This is a genomic window from Pseudomonas sp. PMCC200344 (genome assembly GCF_030053095.1).
Lineage (GTDB): Bacteria > Pseudomonadota > Gammaproteobacteria > Pseudomonadales > Pseudomonadaceae > Aquipseudomonas > Aquipseudomonas svalbardensis.
This window is the reverse complement of sequence record NZ_CP125618.1, coordinates 2,695,033-2,712,548: the sequence shown is the minus strand read 5'-3', so window position 1 is coordinate 2,712,548 and position 17,516 is coordinate 2,695,033. Positions and strand designations below refer to the sequence as shown.

Annotated in this window: 19 protein-coding genes; 9 read left to right on the top strand and 10 right to left on the bottom strand. The window is 57.9% G+C overall.

Annotated elements, in window-relative coordinates; genetic code table 11:
- Nucleotides 1-68: 68 nt before the first annotated feature.
- A complete protein-coding gene (locus QFW87_RS12315) occupies nt 69-365 on the bottom strand; it encodes a hypothetical protein (RefSeq protein WP_129444306.1) in 297 nt (98 codons plus the stop codon).
- Between the two features lie 508 nt (nt 366-873).
- Here QFW87_RS12315 and QFW87_RS12310 point away from each other — a divergent pair.
- Nucleotides 874-1,143, top strand: coding sequence for a DUF2790 domain-containing protein (locus tag QFW87_RS12310; protein ID WP_283190622.1), 270 nt, complete (start codon nt 874-876; stop codon nt 1,141-1,143).
- Between the two features lie 91 nt (nt 1,144-1,234).
- Nucleotides 1,235-1,630: a hypothetical protein gene (locus QFW87_RS12305; protein ID WP_283190621.1), complete on the top strand. Its 396-nt coding sequence runs from the start codon at nt 1,235-1,237 to the stop codon at nt 1,628-1,630.
- On the opposite strand, the gene QFW87_RS12300 is transcribed toward QFW87_RS12305, so the two are convergent.
- On the bottom strand, nt 1,627-1,896 hold the full coding sequence (locus QFW87_RS12300) for a DUF1652 domain-containing protein (protein ID WP_283190620.1): 270 nt from the start codon (nt 1,894-1,896) through the stop codon (nt 1,627-1,629). The two genes, QFW87_RS12305 and QFW87_RS12300, sit on opposite strands and share 4 nt — an antisense overlap.
- A gap of 305 nt (nt 1,897-2,201) precedes the next feature.
- Here QFW87_RS12300 and eco point away from each other — a divergent pair, with 305 nt between their 5' ends.
- Together eco and QFW87_RS12290 are read left to right on the top strand one after the other, a co-directional pair.
- Nucleotides 2,202-2,684 carry a serine protease inhibitor ecotin gene (gene eco, locus QFW87_RS12295; protein WP_283190619.1) on the top strand — a complete coding sequence of 161 codons (483 nt, stop codon included), beginning with the start codon at nt 2,202-2,204 and terminating at the stop codon, nt 2,682-2,684.
- 29 nt (nt 2,685-2,713) lie between these two features.
- The gene (locus QFW87_RS12290; protein WP_283190618.1) at nt 2,714-3,019 is read left to right on the top strand and encodes an NIPSNAP family protein; all 306 of its coding nucleotides are present in this window, start codon (nt 2,714-2,716) and stop codon (nt 3,017-3,019) included.
- Nucleotides 3,020-3,025: 6 nt separating this feature from the next.
- Here QFW87_RS12290 and ilvA read toward each other — a convergent pair whose 3' ends face one another.
- Nucleotides 3,026-4,039, bottom strand: a complete 1,014-nt coding sequence (gene ilvA, locus QFW87_RS12285) for a threonine ammonia-lyase, biosynthetic (RefSeq protein ID WP_283190617.1) — start codon at nt 4,037-4,039, stop codon at nt 3,026-3,028.
- Between the two features lie 248 nt (nt 4,040-4,287).
- Here ilvA and QFW87_RS12280 point away from each other — a divergent pair, with 248 nt between their 5' ends.
- Entirely contained in the window at nt 4,288-4,620 is a 333-nt protein-coding gene (locus QFW87_RS12280; RefSeq protein ID WP_283190616.1) for a DUF2834 domain-containing protein, read from the top strand.
- Here QFW87_RS12280 and QFW87_RS12275 read toward each other — a convergent pair.
- Both QFW87_RS12275 and QFW87_RS12270 read right to left on the bottom strand, forming a co-directional pair.
- A complete protein-coding gene (locus QFW87_RS12275; RefSeq protein WP_283190615.1) occupies nt 4,601-5,524 on the bottom strand; it encodes a magnesium transporter CorA family protein in 924 nt (307 codons plus the stop codon). The genes QFW87_RS12280 and QFW87_RS12275 overlap by 20 nt on opposite strands.
- 7 nt (nt 5,525-5,531) lie before the next feature.
- Nucleotides 5,532-7,106 (bottom strand): RimK family protein, encoded by a 1,575-nt coding sequence (locus QFW87_RS12270; RefSeq protein WP_283180411.1) that lies wholly within the window; start codon nt 7,104-7,106, stop codon nt 5,532-5,534.
- A 92-nt stretch (nt 7,107-7,198) separates the two neighbouring features.
- Here QFW87_RS12270 and rimI point away from each other — a divergent pair, with 92 nt between their 5' ends.
- Nucleotides 7,199-8,296, top strand: a complete 1,098-nt coding sequence (rimI, locus tag QFW87_RS12265) for a ribosomal protein S18-alanine N-acetyltransferase (RefSeq protein WP_283180412.1) — start codon at nt 7,199-7,201, stop codon at nt 8,294-8,296.
- A 154-nt stretch (nt 8,297-8,450) separates the two neighbouring features.
- Here rimI and QFW87_RS12260 read toward each other — a convergent pair whose 3' ends face one another.
- Both QFW87_RS12260 and QFW87_RS12255 read right to left on the bottom strand, forming a co-directional pair.
- Complete coding sequence (locus QFW87_RS12260) at nt 8,451-9,602, bottom strand: PQQ-dependent sugar dehydrogenase (protein ID WP_283180413.1); 1,152 nt, start codon at nt 9,600-9,602, stop codon at nt 8,451-8,453.
- A 51-nt stretch (nt 9,603-9,653) separates the two neighbouring features.
- On the bottom strand, nt 9,654-10,010 hold the full coding sequence (locus QFW87_RS12255; protein WP_283180414.1) for a hypothetical protein: 357 nt from the start codon (nt 10,008-10,010) through the stop codon (nt 9,654-9,656).
- A 203-nt stretch (nt 10,011-10,213) separates the two neighbouring features.
- On the opposite strand from QFW87_RS12255, the gene QFW87_RS12250 reads away from it, so the two are divergent.
- Nucleotides 10,214-11,074, top strand: coding sequence for a Ku protein (locus tag QFW87_RS12250; protein WP_283190614.1), 861 nt, complete (start codon nt 10,214-10,216; stop codon nt 11,072-11,074).
- A 120-nt stretch (nt 11,075-11,194) separates the two neighbouring features.
- On the opposite strand, the gene lpxO is transcribed toward QFW87_RS12250, so the two are convergent.
- Entirely contained in the window at nt 11,195-12,094 is a 900-nt protein-coding gene (lpxO, locus tag QFW87_RS12245; RefSeq protein ID WP_283190613.1) for a lipid A hydroxylase LpxO, read from the bottom strand.
- Between the two features lie 484 nt (nt 12,095-12,578).
- Here lpxO and QFW87_RS12240 point away from each other — a divergent pair, with 484 nt between their 5' ends.
- The gene (locus tag QFW87_RS12240; protein WP_008149954.1) at nt 12,579-14,168 is read left to right on the top strand and encodes an ABC-F family ATPase; all 1,590 of its coding nucleotides are present in this window, start codon (nt 12,579-12,581) and stop codon (nt 14,166-14,168) included.
- Between the two features lie 246 nt (nt 14,169-14,414).
- Nucleotides 14,415-15,605 carry an MFS transporter gene (locus tag QFW87_RS12235; protein ID WP_283180417.1) on the top strand — a complete coding sequence of 397 codons (1,191 nt, stop codon included), beginning with the start codon at nt 14,415-14,417 and terminating at the stop codon, nt 15,603-15,605.
- Here the strand turns inward: QFW87_RS12235 and QFW87_RS12230 are convergent, their stop codons facing one another.
- Together QFW87_RS12230 and QFW87_RS12225 are read right to left on the bottom strand one after the other, a co-directional pair.
- A complete protein-coding gene (locus QFW87_RS12230; RefSeq protein WP_283180418.1) occupies nt 15,606-16,643 on the bottom strand; it encodes a dienelactone hydrolase in 1,038 nt (345 codons plus the stop codon). It lies immediately after the preceding gene.
- Between the two features lie 179 nt (nt 16,644-16,822).
- Complete coding sequence (locus QFW87_RS12225) at nt 16,823-17,434, bottom strand: FMN-dependent NADH-azoreductase (RefSeq protein ID WP_283190612.1); 612 nt, start codon at nt 17,432-17,434, stop codon at nt 16,823-16,825.
- Nucleotides 17,435-17,516 lie beyond the last annotated feature (82 nt).

Below are 17,516 nucleotides of genomic sequence, written 5' to 3'. Positions count from 1 at the left end.
ATTCCCCTATTTGCAATCTCAATAAAAAATCCAGCCTCTAAAGGGCTGGATATTTTATCTGTGCGCCGTCAGACCGGCGCCTTCCACCCCATCATCTGCTGCTGCGCAACCAGCAGCAAATCGGACCCATCCTGCGTCAGCAGATAAAGCGCGTGAGTAATGTGCGGAATATCCTGGACATCACCGTTCTTGAAACACTGGCAATGGAGCGTTTCAAGCAACTGGCTGGCGGCTCGGACACGCTGTAAAGCGGCTTCGAGTATGTCTTGGGGATTGGCCTCGGTGTCGATGACCATTGGGCTTGTCTCGGTAACGCTGCTTTTGATTGAGCGATAGCGATCGGGGAATGGATTTAGCGTTGGCATAGTAATTACTCGATGATTAGTAAATAACCGCCAGTACCGTGACCAAACGATGGGAGGCGGACTGTGTACAGGCTTGGTCAACCGATACCATCAAATCGGCTCGCCCGGAGGCGTCCAGCACACAGCCGCCATTGCAACGCACTACGAGGACATAGATGTCCGCAGCGCGAATGATGGCACACATAAGTGTGATGGCATCAGGTGACCAAACCTGTTCGCTGATTTTGCAGCGAGGTCAAACAGTAAACGCTGGTACCTTGCCGGCGAAAGACGACAAAGAGTCCGACCGTGTAGGAACGGGCCGAACCTCTCTCAGTTTTTTTACCTACATGAAACCTCTGACAGAAACCTCCTCACGACAGGCGGCATTGAGTCGGGTTAACCATCGCTTAACCCCGCGGTCCAAAACTTTACTGGACCGCACGCCCTTAGAGTTCTCTGACGCCCAGTGCGGCAGGTTCGACGCCTAAACGTCGAGCTGACTTTAAGCCTGCATCGGAGAACGTTCATGAACATGCGCACCTTGCTGATCACCACCGCCCTCGCCTGCACCGCGTTTGCCGGTCTGGCCCAGGCCAATGACACTTCGAGCTCTCAGGCGGTGCCATACCACTACGGTATGCCGCTGCACGTGGGCAAGGTCATTACCTTGACCGAACCGTCGACGCTGGACTGTAAAGTGGTCACAGCCAACATGAAATACATCGAGAGCACCTCGGGCAAGCCTGCGGAAATTTCCTACCGTAAACTTTCCGACGCTTGCAGTTACCAGAACTGACTGAAAGGTCTGATTCAACACTTTGCGGTATTCCTGTGAGGGGTTCTGGCGCTATGCTCTGCGCCTCCCCCCACTGCCGCAAGGATTCGCCATGCAGTTATCGTTTCGTGCCTTGTCGACTTTTACCGCCGCGCTGTGTTTTCTGTTGGCCCTGGTCTGGGGTTTGATGCCCGACTGGTTGCTGTCGATCTGGAGCCTCGAATACTCGTTGGCAGTGGGCGTTGTCGCGAGGCGCAGTGCAATGCTGTTCGCGGCATTGGGCGTGATGTTTTATCTGGTTCGAAACGAGGCGCCTTCGATCACCCGCCATGCGCTGAGCAATGGCTTCATGGTCGGCTGCTGGGGGCTGGCAGCACTGGGCTTCGGCGAATGGCTCAATGGCCATGCCGGTCCGGGCATTTTGCTGGCGGTGGTGGTCGAACTGGCGCTGGGTCTGGCATTTCTCCAGACCAAGCGCGTGTCGATGGAACTCGAAACCGTGGGTTAAAGCGCTTTTCTGTCTGGATGCAGGGTCCGGGCAATGGTTTGGTGCTGCATGTCAGAGCGCAGTCCAGCGATCAGGTTGTTGATTTCTCGGCAACCATTTAGCTGTTTGGCATTTATTCCTGTTTTCATTAGATCGAGGTGATCGGTTTCACGGTCGGAATACACCTTGACGGTCATCGACAGGTCCGGCGACAGCGTGCATTGACAACGTTTCGGCAAAAAACTGCTTTCAATGATATTGCGAAGTTCCAAGGCAGAAAGAAACATGGCGACCCTCTCCTTAATGTGAGACTGCCAATCAACGATCGATACTGACGCAATGAAATCCCCGGTCAGCTTAAGACCAGCTAAAGCATAAAACATGCCTTGGATTTCGCACTGCAGCTCATCGGTAAATCAACGATTTAGCGAAACCGCGCGTAAATAGCCCATGCAATATGCAAGAAAGGCGTTGTGGTGCCCCTGCAATTTGCATACATCCAGCGACAGGTTTGCATTGGCCGACGACGCCAGTAAGAATGCGGCCAATCAATTCAGTATCCGCTGACCCCACTCGCACGCAAGGAGGCATCATGGGTTCTTTGACCTGTATCACTACCGTCGGGCTGATTCTTGCCGGGCTGTCGACCATCGCTCACGCCGCGAAACTCGAAGAAGTCGCGCCGTTCCCCAAAGCTGAGAGCGGTTTCACCCGCCAGGTCATTCACCTTGTCCCACAGACTCAGGAAGACGGCTACCAAGTCGAAATCCTCGCCGGCAAAACCCTGACCGTCGACTGCAATCGCCAACGCCTGGGCGGCATTCTCGAGGAGAAAAACCTCGAAGGCTGGGGCTACCCGTTCTACCGACTGGAAAAAGTCATCGGCCCGATGAGTACGCTGATGGCCTGCCCGGACGGCAAAAGCAAAAAGGACTTCGTGCCGGTGGTCGGTGACGGTTTCATGCTGCGCTACAACAGCAAACTGCCGATCGTGCTCTACGTGCCCAAAGATATCGAAGTCCGCTACCGGATCTGGTCGGCGTCGAGCAAGATCGAGAAAGCCGTCCAGGAGTAACCGTTCTATCCCGTTACAGGAGCGCCATTTTGATTACCTGCCACGTCAGATATGTGATCGATCCGTATCAACTCAGCGAATTCGAAGCCTACGCCAAAGCCTGGCTCGGCATCGTCGAGCGTTTGGGTGGTACGCACCACGGGTACTTCCTGCCTTCCGAGGGCGCGAGCAATATCGCCTACTGCCTGTTCAGCTTTCCTTCGCTGGCGGACTACGAAAGCTACCGCCATATCGCGATGACTGATGCCGAAAGCACCGCGCTCGTAGCTTCGCTGGTCGAGAAGAAGTTTATCGTCAGTTATGAGCGGACCTTCCTGCGCCCGCTGCTGGCCTGACACCGCTCACGCCGGGGCGCCGCTCAATGCGGCGCGCTCGGCCACATGGCGCAAACTGTCGAAATTGATGTTGGCGCCCGAGCCGATCGCTACCAGTGTCTGACCACGGGCACCGGTTTGCGCCACGTATTTTTTGATTCCGGCCACGGCCAAGGCACCGGAAGGTTCGGTGATCGAGCGGGTATCGTCGTAGATATTCTTGATGGCGGCGCAGAGTTCGTCGTTGCTGACGGTCAGCACCTCATCGACGCAAAACCGGCAAACCTCGAAACCATAAGCACCGATCTGGGCGACGGCGACACCGTCGGCGAAAGTGCCTACGTTCGGCAGGACAACTCGCTCGCTGGCCCGCAATGCCGCATATAAACAGGCGGAATGCTCCGACTCGACGCCGATGATACGAACTTCTGGTCGCAGGTATTTGACGTACGCCGCGATACCGGCGATCAGGCCGCCACCTCCCACCGGGACGAAGATCGCGTCCAGTGGACCTTGATGCTGACGCAGGATTTCCATCGCCACCGTGCCCTGCCCCGCGATCACGTCCGGGTCGTCGAAGGGCGAGACAAAGGTGCGACCGGTTTGCCGCGCCAGGTTCAGTGCATAGTCCAGCGCAAACGGAAAACTCTCGCCATGCAGCACGGCATCGGCGCCCCGACTGCGCACACCCAGCACCTTCAGTTCCGGCGTCGTGCACGGCATCACAATGGTCGCGGCGATCCCCAGTTCACGCGCCGCCAGCGCCACGCCCTGGGCATGATTGCCCGCCGAAGCGGTGATCACGCCTCGAACCTTTTGCTCATCGCTCAACTGCACCAATTTGTTGTAGGCGCCGCGGATCTTGAAGGAAAAGGTCGGTTGCAAGTCTTCGCGCTTGAGCAGGATCTGATTCTCGAGCGTCTCGGACAACGCTGGCGCCGGTTGCAGCGGCGTACGCACCGCGAGCTCATACACGGGCGCGGCGAGGATCTTTTTCACGTAGTGCTCAAGCAAGGTCTGCTGGGCGGTGGTGCTGCTCATGGTCGTCTCCTGACGTTGATCGGAACCCAGGAGGCAGAAAGTAAAAACCCGCCTCTAGGGCGGGTTGGGTGCTGCAGTCGTGAGCTAGCCCGCCAAATAAGGAATGGCGGTAATAATGCTTGGCTGGCAGCGCAATACAGTGGAAGTCATGCCCGGAAATTAGCCGGGCGCTGATGGCAAGTCAATGGCCAATTTTACTCGGCCTCTGTAGGCTGGCGACTCTGCTCATCGTCCCAAGGAAGGAAACCATGAAGTCTGTCGTCCTGCCCCTCATTGCCCTGATCGCGTTCGCCGGCTACACCGTTTCGGTGATGCTTCAGGCCGAACAGTCATTGATCGACTTCGGCATCAGCCTGATGTCGCGCCCCGACACCGCGCAGGTGGTGATTGATTTGTACCTGCTGGCGACGCTCGCGGGCATCTGGATGTACACGGATGCGCGCAAGCGTGGGCAGTCGGGATGGTCGGTGGTTCCCTACCTTTTGATCACCGCTATTTTCGTCTCCATCGGGCCGCTGTTGTACCTCGTGGTTCGTGGCCTGCAAGATCGGAGAAAGTCCGTCACTTCGCCAACCGCCTGAGCCCGAGCACCATCACTCCAGCCCCCATTATCATCGCGGTCAGAAACAGCGGATACGAAACCCACCACGGCACGCCCGCCGTCATCATGCTGAACTCGGACATGCCGCCGATACTTGCAATCAGGTTCAGCGGCAGAAACACCACGTTGATCAACGTCAGTTTGCGCAGCAGGTTGTTCATGCTGTTGTTCATCAGGTTGCCCCGGGCGTCCATCAGCCCGGAGAACACCGTGGAGTAGATTTCCGCCTGTTTGTAGCACTGGTTGTTTTCGATGATCAGGTCGTCGATCAGGCCAATGGCTTCGGCGCTGAAATGTTCCTTTGCGGCGTGATTGCGCAACCGGGTCAGGACTGCGCCGTTGCTGTGAATCGCGTTGATGTAATAGATCAGGCTTTCGCTGAGGTTGAACATCTGGATCAGGTGCTGATTCTGCATCGACGCGTTGAATTTCTGCTGCAACTCCCGGGCTACCAGCTTGATCACTTTGAGGTGGCCCAAGTAGTGATGGATGTTGTTGAACAGCAGGTCGAGCAACACATCCAGCGGCGTGTTCAGTCGCTGGCGCATGCCGAGGCCACTGAGCGGCGAGTCGTCGGTGGCGATCACCAGCAAACGATGCTCGGAAAACAGCAAACCGCAGGACGACACTTCGAAGGCCAGGCTGCCGGCACCGGAATAGTTTTCCGGGCGTTTCCAGATCAGGAACAGGTTATCAGGGTGAAACTCGATGCGTGACACCTCGTCGGGGTCCAGGGCCGAGGCCAGCGCGTGTTCATCAACTTTGAAATGGCTGTGCAGCAGATCCCGTTCGGCCGCATCGGGATTGCTGAACAACATCACTTCGGCGTCCAGCCGTTCGACCGCTTGCAGGGCGCCTTGGCTCAGTTGAAAGCTCTTGATCATCCGCCGCTCACCAGGCCTGGCCGCGGCGCTTGAGTTCCAGGCGACGGACGAACTCTTCCAGCACCAGTGAATACAAATCGTCCTGCAAGTAAGCGTCTTCGATGCCGGCGTCCATGTTCGGGTTGTCGTTGACCTCAATCACGACCACTTTATCGCCGGACTGTTTGAGGTCGACACCGTAGAGGCCATCGCCGATCAGGTTCGCAGTCTTCACCGCCAGCTCCACCACCGCTCGCGGTGCTTCGTGAACCGCCAGGGTACGGCATTCGCCGTTGATGTCCTGGCCCTTGGCCTTGTGGTTGTAGATCTGCCAATGGCCCTTGGACATGAAGTACTGGCAAGCAAAGATGGGTTTGCGGTTGAGCACGCCGATACGCCAGTCGTATTCGGTGTAGAAGAATTCCTGAGCCAGCAACAGCACCGAATGCTCGAACAGTTCGGCCGTGGCTTCGAGCAAGGCTTGCTGGCTTTCGACCTTGATCACGCCCCGAGAGAAACAGCCGTCGGGGATCTTCAACACCAACGGGAAACCGAGGCGCTCGCCGACCCGCTCAAAATCTTCCGGTCGCTCCTTATAGAGAATCTCGGTGGCGGGCATGCCCAGTTGATGGCTCTTGAGCAGGTCGGTCAGATAGACCTTGTTGGTGCAACGCAGGATCGACGCCGGGTCGTCCATCACCACCAGCCCTTCGCTCTCGGCTTTCTTGGCAAAACGGTAGGTGTGGTTATCGACACTGGTCGTCTCGCGGATCAGCAGTCCGTCGTATTCGGCGATGCGTGCGTAGTCCTTGCGCTCGATCAGCTCGACGTCGATGCCCAACGTCTTACCAACCCTAACGAAGTTGTCCAGCGCCTTGGCATTAGACGGCGGCAACGCTTCCTGGGGATCGTGCAGGATGGCCAGGTCATACCGGGCCAAACGCCGGGAACGTGGTACGCGCCAGATCTTGCGACTGAAACTGTCGAGTGAGTGGGCGAACTGGTCTTCCTGGTCTTCGCGCAACTTATGTAAGGCGCCGGACTTTATCCCTTCAATGTGCCAGCCGTTAGTTCGACGAAACTCAACTAACAATATCGGGCACGGAAAGACTTCAAACAACTGTCGCGCCAGATCCTGCAACGGCTCGATATGAGTCTTGCCAAAGTACAGTGTCAGGGTAAAGCCTTCGGTATCGCTGTAAAGATGATGACTGAGGGCTTTTTCCAGGGTTTTATCCAGATCATCCAGGGCCAGGCCGTACAAGGATTTTCGAGTCAGTTCGCTGATGGTCCGCACCGACGGAATCACCTTGTGCCCGCGGGCCTCGGCCAGCAGCGAGCAGTAGTAACCGTGCCCCAGATACTTGTAGCTGCGGCACAGGTTGATCACCTGCACCCGCTTGCCCTGCTCGTTGGCCCGGGGTTTCTCGAGGTATTCCTGGGCGCTGACGATGTCTTCACTGGGAAAGTAGGAGGCCCAGTCTTCCTTGCGTTCGACGATGATAATCAACTGGCTAGAAGTTTTAACACCGTCATTTAAATAAGTTGCTGCCGGCAAAGTTTGCTCGGATACTTCGCGCCAATGACCCTGTACCGCTGACATAGTGATTGATCCGTTGGAGAACAAGACCTTTCCTATTAAGCACGAACTTTTTAGAAAGTCCCGTTTCGTTACGCAACTTTTACGGTGGTCATATGAATCTGGTTTTTCGCCTGGCGGTGGTTGAAGACTTGCCGGCACTGCTGGAACTCGAACAACACTGTTTCACCACGGATCGGCTTAACCGTCGCAGCTTTCAATGGATGATCACTCGGGCCCACGGGCAACTGCTGGTGGCCCAGCGTGGCGAGCACCTCGTTGGTTACGCCGTGGTGCTGTTTCACCGGGGTACTTCGCTGGCGCGCCTTTACTCGATTGCGATCGCCAGCGAAGCACGCGGCAGCGGACTGGGCAGGCAGTTGCTCGAACGGATTGAGGCCTGCGCCCTTGAGCACGACTGCGCCTACCTGCGGCTGGAAGTTCGCATCGACAACCCGACGGCGATTGCCCTGTATGAGCGCAACGGTTACCGACGCTTTGCCCTGATTCACGACTATTACCAGGACCATGCCGATGCGCTGCGGCTAGAGAAGCGCATCCTCCAGCACCGCGACTCGCGCAACATCAAGGTGCCCTGGTATCCGCAGACCACCGATTTCACCTGCGGCCCGGCCTGTCTGCTGATGGCCATGGGCGCGCTGCAAGCGGGTCGCGTGCTGGAGCGTCGCGAAGAACTGCAGATCTGGCGGGAGGCGACCACCGTGTTCATGACCTCGGGCCATGGTGGCTGCAGCCCTCAAGGCCTGGCGCTGGCGGCATGGCGACGAGGGTTTCGGGTGCGACTGCAACTGAGCATGGCTGGGCCACTGTTTCTCGATGGCGTACGCGATGCGCATAAAAAAGAGGTAATGCGGTTAGTACACGAAGAGTTCACCACGCAGCTACAAGAGACTGATGTGGAGCGAGTGATCGGCGGACCACTGAACCTTCCACGGTTACTGGATGATGGCGGACAACCGCTGGTGCTCATCAGTTGCTATCGACTGACCCGTTCCAAATCGCCGCATTGGGTGATCGTCACCGATTGCGATGAAGAGTTCGTCTACCTGCATGACCCGGATGTCGATCACAGCCAGCATCGCCAACCCATGGACTGCCAGCATTTGCCGGTCAGTCATGGGGAATTTGAAAAGATGTGCAGTTTCGGTCGAGGCAAGCTTCGGGCGGCAGTGATCCTGTACGCCCGAACGTGAGTTTCACAATCCCTGTAGCAGCTGCCGAAGGCTGCGTTCGGCTGCGCAGCAGTCGTAAATCCAGGCCCCTCGGTCTAACTGAGCTGCCGCGGCGGATGATTTTACGACTGCTGCGCAGCCGAACGCAGGCTTCGGCAGCTGCTACAGGTACCGGTTACTTCAGTCCAATCTTGTACAGGGCACCATCGTCCTCATCGGTCAGCACATACAAGTACCCGTCCGGGCCTTGCCGCACATCGCGAATGCGCTTGTTGAGTTCGCCCAGCAATCGCTCTTCGTGAACGACCTTGTCGCCCTCGAACTGCAAGCGGATCAACTCCTGGCTCACTAACGCGCCGATAAACACGTTGTGCTGCCAGGCCTTGAAGCGGTCAGCGTCGTAGAACGCCATGCCGCTGAGGCCGGGGGACTTTTCCCAGACGTGGCGCGGGGCGATGGTGCCTTCGGTGGTCTTGCCCTTGGCTTCCGGAATCGGCTGGCCGGAATAGTTGATGCCATGAGTTGCCATCGGCCAGCCATAGTTCTTGCCACGCTCGATGATGTTGATTTCATCGCCACCCAGAGGACCGTGCTCGTTTTCCCAGAGAGTGCCGGTCCAGGGGTTGAGCGCCGCGCCTTGCGGATTGCGCTGGCCGTAGGACCAGATTTCCGGGCGTACGCCGGCCTGACCGACAAAAGGGTTGTCATCCGGCACCTTGCCGTCCGGGTAGATCCGCACGACCTTGCCTTGCAGTTTGTCGAGGTCTTGGGCGGTCGGCCGGTCGTTGTTCTCGCCAAGGGTGATGAACAGATAGCCGTCGCGGTCGAACACCAGGCGCGAACCAAAGTGGTTACCGACCGAAAGCTTGGGCTCCTGGCGAAAGATCACTTTGAAATCCTTGAGGGCCGTCAGGTCGTCAGACAGACGTCCACGACCGACCGCGGTCCCGGCCTTGCCGCCCTCACCACCGCCTTCGGCATACGACAGATAGACCGTGCGGTCTTGCTTGAAGTCGGGCGATAACACCACATCCAGCAAGCCGCCCTGTCCCTTGGACCAGACCTTTGGCACGCCACTGAGCGGAGCGGAAAGTTTACCGTCGGCGCTGACCACTCGCAGGTTGCCGGGCCGTTCGGTCACCAGCATCCCTTGACGATCGGGAAGAAACGCCAAGGCCCAGGGATGTTCGAGCCCCTTGGTCATTGTCGTCACCTCAAGGGTGCCCTGTTCGCTTTTAAAATTCTGGGTTGGCGCTGCGAAAACGGGCGCCGTGACGGTGATCAGTGCGCTGGCACACAGTGTGGCCAGAAGGGTTTTACGCAACATGCACGATTCCTTTTGTCGTTCGAATGGCTGGCAAGAACGCTGTCGTGCCGTTCAACGGTTGCTGGTGTCTGCGTCTCGATGAGGTGGATTGGGAATGAATTTCGGTGGGGTAGCGGGAGGCGAGCGATCCTGGGGATAGCGGTTGCCGACACCACCATTGTCAAGCGTCGGAGGGCGCGGCACGGGCACTGTGTTCGGCCCACGAATGGCCGGCGCGCTGGGTTGCGTGCCTTGCATGCTGTTGGGATTGGCCCGGCGAATCGGGCTGTTGTAAGGATTGCTGGTGTGGCCCGTCGGGCTCTGGGCCAACAGCAATGAAGAAGTTGGCGATGCGGTGTCAGCCTGGGCCAGATTGCTCAGCACGCCACTCAACGCCAACGCGGTGCAGCCGAGCACAAATCTGTTCATGGGGAGCCTCTCGACATCAGCGTGGATAGGAACTTCGATATCACGCTACGCCCGGGGTTCGGATTTGTTAACTAAAACCTCCTTCACAAGATGTAACACGAGTTGACCCGACCACCGATACACCCGCAGGACCGGGTCGCAGCCCGCTGAAACTTTTGCGCCAGGCCGCAGGTCACCTGAACATCACTCGCGAGAAGACGACCATGGCACGGGCAATCTGGAAAGGCGCGATCAGTTTCGGTCTGGTGCATATCCCTGTTGCGCTGGTCTCGGCGACGTCCTCGCAAGGGGTGGATTTCGACTGGCTCGACAGCCGCAGCATGGACCCGGTGGGCTACAAGCGCGTCAACAAGGTCACCGGCAAGGAAGTGACCAAGGAACACATCGTTAAAGGTGTGCAGTATGAAAAGGGTCGGTATGTGGTCCTCAGCGACGAGGAAATCAAGTCGGCGCACCCGCTGTCCACTCAGACCATCGACATCTTTTCCTTTGTCGACAGCGAGCAGATTCCCCTGCAAAACATTGATACGCCCTACTACCTCGCGCCGGATAAACGCGGAGGCAAGGTCTATGCGCTGTTGCGCGAAACGTTAAGCAAAACCAATAAAGTCGCCCTGGCTCTTGTTGTGCTGCACACGCGCCAGCACCTCGCTGCGCTGATGCCGCTGGAATCGGCGATGGTATTGGTGATGCTGCGCTGGCCCGCCGAAGTGCGAAGTCTGGATACGCTTGAGTTGGGTAGTGAAGTCACCAAGCCCGAACTGGCCAAAGGTGAACTCGATATGGCCAAACGACTGGTTCAGGACATGAGCGCAGACTGGAAACCCGAGGATTATCACGACAGTTTTGAAGACAAGATCATGGCGTTGGTTGAGAAGAAGGCTAATGAAGGCAAGATCGAGGATGTGGAAACGGCGACGGGTGAAGAGGAGCGTAAAACCGCAGATGTCATTGATTTGACTGAGCTGCTTAAACGCAGCCTCGGCGGCAAGAGTACGGGCAAAACAAAGTCGGTCGCGAAACCCGCCGCAAATAAAAAAGCCACGAAGACTTCTCGTGGCTGATTGAGGGTTGTGCGGTGAATTTCAGGGCCTCTTCGCGATCAGGCTCGCTCCCACAGGTGATCGCGGTCATCTGTGGGAGCGAGCCTGCTCGCGAAGGGGCGATATGGCGCGACACAATTTTTAGATCAGAAAGAAAATCGCCAGCAGCCCACCAAAAATCGCCCACTTCTCCAGGTAATAGAGCTTGCGGTTGCGCTTCTTGAGCGCTTTGCCGCGAAGGCGAATCGTGTAGATTTTGGCGAACAAGCGGTTGATGCCGCCGGTCTTGTCACCCGCATCGTTCGGTGCGCCCGCCGCCGACATCACACTACGGCTGAACCAGCCATTGAACGCCGCCGCCCAGCGATACTTCATCGGTCGCTCAACGTCGCAGAACAGAATGATGCGGTTCTGCTCGGTGGTGTTTTCGGCGTAATGAATGAAGGTCTCGTCGAACATGACCGCTTCACCGTCACGCCAGTGGTAGTTCTCGCCATCGACGTTGATGTAGCAACCGGCATCGTTCGGTGTTTCCAGGCCCAGGTGATAGCGGTAGGAACCGGCATACGGATCGCGGTGACGGACCAGTTTCGAACCCGGTGGCAGCTCCGCGAACATCGCTGCCTTGATCGAGCCGATGCTTTGCACCAGTTCGGTGGTGCGCGGGCAGAGTTTCATGGCCGAAGGATGGCTGTCGCCATACCACTTCAGGTAGAAACGTTTCCAGCCCGTCTTGAAGAACGAGTTGAAGCCGACGTCGTCGTATTGATTCGAGCGTTTGATCTCCCCGGCCCTGAGCAGGTTCTGGCCCTCGGCGCGAATTTCTTCCCAATGGTCCTGCAACGGACTCAGATCAGGAAAGTCGGCCGGGTTGAGATAAGGCTTGTTGGGGATTTTCGAGAACAGATAAAGGAAGCAATTGATCGGCGCCAGAAACGTCGAGTGGTCGCTCAGTTGGCGGCCCAGCTTGTGGCGCACGCGTCCGCGCAAGTGGACGTACGCAATGGATACAACGTAAATAGCGGCAATGATCAATTTCACAAAAAATCGTCACACGTCAGAAGTGAACAAACTGCGTCCCTTGCCGATCGATCGGCCCGAGGGTCTTGTGCAGCGTCTGAAGACGAAACAGCGCGTCCTTGAGCCTATGCCGCCTGTCGGCATCAGGTGACAGATGGCATTTTAGCCACAGTTTGTAACCAATAGTTAACCTTCAACTGTGAAAATCTGTCCACTGATGCTGCCAAAGTGGCCGTGCGGCCTTAACGCCCTATCGTTTAAAGAGCCAGACCAGTACAATCGCCGCCAAACATTACGCGCCCCCCTTGGTTGATGACGGGAATGAACCCCGTCTCAGCGCACTTCGACTCGGGCCAAGCGCTCCATATGCTGCTGTCCACTTATTGCCAGATGGACCTTCCGCTTCTGACCGGGATGCATTTCCTGTGGTTCGAATACCGGAAACAGGTACTGAATCGGTACTGCCGCAACCCTAGCTACTCTGAATGCTTCGCAGGAAAAACCTTTGATCTCTACAGCTAACATCACGATGCAGTTCGGCGCCAAGCCGCTATTCGAAAACGTTTCGGTCAAATTCGCCGCGGGCAACCGCTACGGCCTGATCGGCGCCAACGGTTGCGGCAAGTCGACTTTCATGAAAATCCTCGGCGACGACCTCGAGCCATCCGGCGGCCAGGTCATGCTCGAGCCGAACGTGCGTCTGGGTAAACTGCGCCAGGACCAGTTCGCTTACGAAGAATTCACCGTGATCGATACCGTGATCATGGGTCACGAAGAACTGTGGAAGGTCAAGGCCGAGCGCGACCGCATCTACTCGCTGCCGGAAATGACCGAAGAAGACGGCATGGCCGTTGCGGAACTGGAAACCGAGTTCGCCGAAATGGACGGCTACACCGCCGAATCCCGCGCCGGCGAACTGCTGCTGGGCCTGGGTATCGGCATCGAGCAACACTTTGGCCCGATGAGCGAGGTTTCCCCAGGCTGGAAACTGCGCGTATTGCTGGCTCAGGCGCTGTTCTCCGATCCTGAAGTGTTGTTGCTCGACGAACCGACCAACCACCTGGACATCAACACCATCCGCTGGCTGGAAAACATTCTGACCCAGCGCTCCAGCCTGATGATCATCATCTCCCACGACCGTCACTTCCTGAACAGCGTGTGCACCCACATGGCTGACCTGGACTACGGCGAGTTGCGCCTGTTCCCGGGCAACTACGACGAGTACATGACCGTGGCGACCCAGTCCCGCGAGCAACTGCTGTCGGACAACGCCAAGAAGAAGGCGCAGATCTCAGAACTGCAATCGTTCGTCAGCCGCTTCTCGGCCAACGCCTCGAAAGCCAAGCAAGCGACCTCCCGCGCCAAGGCGATCGACAAGATCCAGCTGGCCGAGGTCAAGCCTTCGAGCCGTGTGAGCCCGTTCATCCGTTTCGAACAAACCAAGAAGCTGCACCGTCAGGCGGTCATCGTCGAGCGCATGGCCAAAGGCTTCGACGGCAAGACACTGTTCAAGGACTTCAGCTTCCAGGTTGAAGCTGGCGAGCGCGTGGCGATCATCGGCCCGAACGGCATCGGCAAAACCACCCTGCTGCGCACCCTGGTCAATGAACTGACCCCAGATGCCGGCACCGTGAAGTGGACCGACGCCGCAGAACTGGGCTACTACGCCCAGGACCACGCGCACGACTTCGAAGACGACTGCAACCTGTTCGACTGGATGGGCCAATGGACCCAGGGCGGCGAGCAAATCGTTCGCGGCACCCTCGGCCGTATGCTGTTCTCCAACGACGAGATCCTCAAGTCGGTCAAGGTCATCTCCGGTGGTGAGCAAGGTCGCATGCTGTTCGGCAAGCTGATCCTGCAAAAGCCGAACGTGCTGATCATGGACGAACCGACCAACCACTTGGACATGGAATCCATCGAGGCGCTGAACCTGGCGCTGGAGAACTACCCGGGCACGCTGATCTTCGTCAGCCACGACCGTGAGTTCGTATCGTCGTTGGCCACCCGCATTATCGAACTCAGCCCTAGCGGCGTGATCGACTTCAGCGGTACTTATGATGACTACCTGCGTAGCCAGGGTGTTGTGTTCTAAATAGCGGCTGAAACTGAAAAGCCCTGTCCTTGCGACGGGGCTTTTTGCATTTCATGGCCAAGGAATGCGTTGGTGCTGAAACCTTCGCGAGCAGGCTCGCTCCCACATTAGATTGCGGTCTACTGTGGGAGCGAGCCTGCTCGCGAAGAGGCCCTCAAACTCTACGAATATAGTTAGCCTGCTTTCTTTTATTTCATGCCCGCGCCATGATGCAGTTCTCCTACCGCCGCCCGCGAACGAGCCCTCATGTCTGTGCAGCAACTGCCACCGCAAAGCTCCATGGCGATCACTCTGCAGATCGTCTCCATCGTCTTTTATACCTTTATTGCCTTCCTCTGCATTGGCCTGCCGATTGCGGTATTGCCGGGCTACGTCCACGAACAGCTGGGTTTCAGCGCGATCATCGCGGGGCTGACCATCGGCTCGCAGTACCTGGCCACCCTGCTCAGCCGCCCGATGGCCGGACGCCTGTCGGACAGCATCGGCACCAAACGGGCGATTGTTTACGGGTTATCGGGGATTGTGTTGAGCGGTGCGCTGACGTGGATTTCAACGCTGCTGCAAAGTTTTCCGTTGCTGAGCCTGTTGATCCTGATCGCCGGCCGCTTGTTGCTGGGGATCGCCCAAGGCTTGATCGGGGTTGGGACGATCAGTTGGTGCATGGGTCAGGTGGGCGCTGAACATACCGCGCGATCGATCTCCTGGAACGGCATCGCCTCCTACGGCGCCATCGCCATTGGTGCGCCGCTGGGCGTGGTGATGGTCGGCGAGCTGGGGTTCGCCAGTCTTGGGATCGCGCTGTCGGTGCTTGCGCTGGCAGCGTTGTTGCTGATCCGAAGCAAACCCTCGGTGCCGGTGATTCGCGGCGAGCGCCTGCCGTTCTGGGCGGTGTTTGGGCGCATTGCGCCGTTCGGTGTGAGCCTGAGCCTCGCCTCCATCGGTTACGGCACCCTGACCACTTTTATTACCCTGTATTACGTCAGCCGTGGCTGGGCCGGCGCGGCTTACTGCCTGACGGTGTTCGGCGTGTGTTTCATTCTGGCGCGACTGTTGTTCATCTCCAGCATCAGCCGTTTCGGTGGGTTCACCTCGGCCATTGCCTGTATGAGCATTGAAACGGTGGGCCTTGCATTGCTATGGCTTGCACCTTCGACCGGTTATGCGCTGATCGGCGCAGGCCTGACCGGGTTCGGTTTGTCGCTGGTGTATCCGGCGCTGGGGGTCGAAGCGATCAAGCAAGTGCCCAACGCCAGCCGCGGGGCGGGATTGAGTGCTTACGCGGTGTTTTTCGATCTGGCGCTGGCGATTGCCGGGCCATTGATGGGCGCGGTGGCGTTGAACCTGGGGTACACGTGGATTTTCTTCAGCGCGGCGTTGTTGTCGATAACAGGATTGGGCCTGACGCTGTTGTTGAAACGTCGTGCGATGAACGCCTGATTACTGATCGGCGGTCTGCATCCCGGCCCGGGTCGATTTGCCAAGCGCATGAGAGAAGAAATGCCCGGCTTCGGACACCAGGGTGCGGTGGATGTCTTTGCGATCGACGCCATCGGCATCGGTGCACAGCGCCGGCATGGCGATGATCTGCTCTTCGTTGCAAGGCGCCATGAACACGAAGTGCCCTGCCCCGGCCAGCAACTTGAAGTCCGGTGCGATCGGCAGTTTGCGCGCCAGGGCGGCGGCATTCTTGTCGAATGCCACCAGTTTGTCGCCGTCGCCACTGTAGAGCAGCACCGGCACATGCACGTCGGCCAGGGTATGGCGGCCAAACTTCAGGCTCAGCGGCGCCATGAGCAACAAGGCGCGAACCCGAGGGTCAGCCACCGGTTGCAAGTCATCACGGTCAGCAATCAATTCGCCTTGGGTGTTGCAGGCATCGCGGTCGTCCGGGCGTTCCTGACAATAGCGGCGCAGACGGTCCAGGTCTGGTGTCGCGCCGGACAGAATCAGCGCCGTCTCTCCGCCCGCCGAATAACCGATCACACCCACCTGATCGGCATTGACGAAAGGCGCGAGCATTCGATCGCCAAGCGTCGCGGTAATGGCTTCGGAAATCTGGATGGGCCGACCGTAAAGGTTACTCAACGTACCGAGGCGGCTGTGGTCTTTGGAGTTGTCACCGGGGTGGATCACCGCCACCACCACAAACCCTTTGCGTGCCAGCGACGTGGCGAGGTCGTGCAAGGCCAGGGGGGTTCCGGTGTTGCCGTGGGACAGCATCAGCATCGGGAAACTACCGATGGCGACTCGGGTGTCTTCGCCCGCTTCGACCGTGTAGCCCTCGAGGATGCTGGAGTGTTCCTTGTCGCTGGAGGGATAGAAGGCGATGGCGCGCATCGGCTGCAAGTCCAGAGGGTCAAGAAAGCTCATCTCATGGAAGCCGACGCTCCAGTGAGGAGGCGGCGCAGGCGCGGCGTGCACTGAGTTCAGGCTGCTGAGCAGGCAAATCAGTAAAGTTGCACAAAGACGCACCATGGGAGGCTCCACTTGGCTATTGACCGGGGACGTTAACCCTCGACGGCATAACTCGGGCCACTATTTAATGAAATTCCGAAACAGCCAGAAACAAAAAACTCCGCATCTGGCACTTGCGTGATCAGAATACAGAGTTTTTGGGATGTTGCTCGAGCTGTTTGATTTTCTTTACACACGCCTTACGCGGCGGCGAACAACTGCTCGCTGATTTGCGTGTGAGCGTCGCTCATGGCTTTGGTACGGACGTCGTCACCGTAGGCAAGGCCATGGGCACGGACGAACTCAAGGTCGGTGATACCGATGAAGCCGAACAGCACCTTCAAGTACTCTTCGTGAGCCGCACCTGTGGCCTGACCGGCATGCAGACCGCCGGAAGTCGATACGATCACGACTTTCTTGCCACCGCAGAGGCCTTCAGGGCCGGCTTCGGTGTAACGGAAGGTCTGACCGGCAACGGCGATGCGATCGATCCAGGCCTTGAGTTGGGTCGGAATGGTGAAGTTGTACATCGGAGCTGCAATCACCACGGCATCGGCGGCGAGGAATTCGGCCAGGGTGGTGGTACTCAGATCGGCTTCGTGTTGCTGCGCGGCGTTACGCAGTTCAGCGGTGGTGCCGGCGGCAACCAGAGTCGTGGCAGAGAAATGGCTGATGGCATCGGCGGCCAGGTCGCGGTAGGTCACCACCGCAGTCGGCTCGGCGGTTTGCCAGGCTTTAACGACTTCGCTGCTCAGCTGACGGGAAGCCGAGTTGTCACCAAGAATGCTCGAATCGATATGCAGCAGTTTCATGTGGGATCTCCAGGTGAGGATCGCTACGAGGCGATCTGATGGGGAGAATCCTACAGGCGAAACCAATAGCTGATTAGACTGC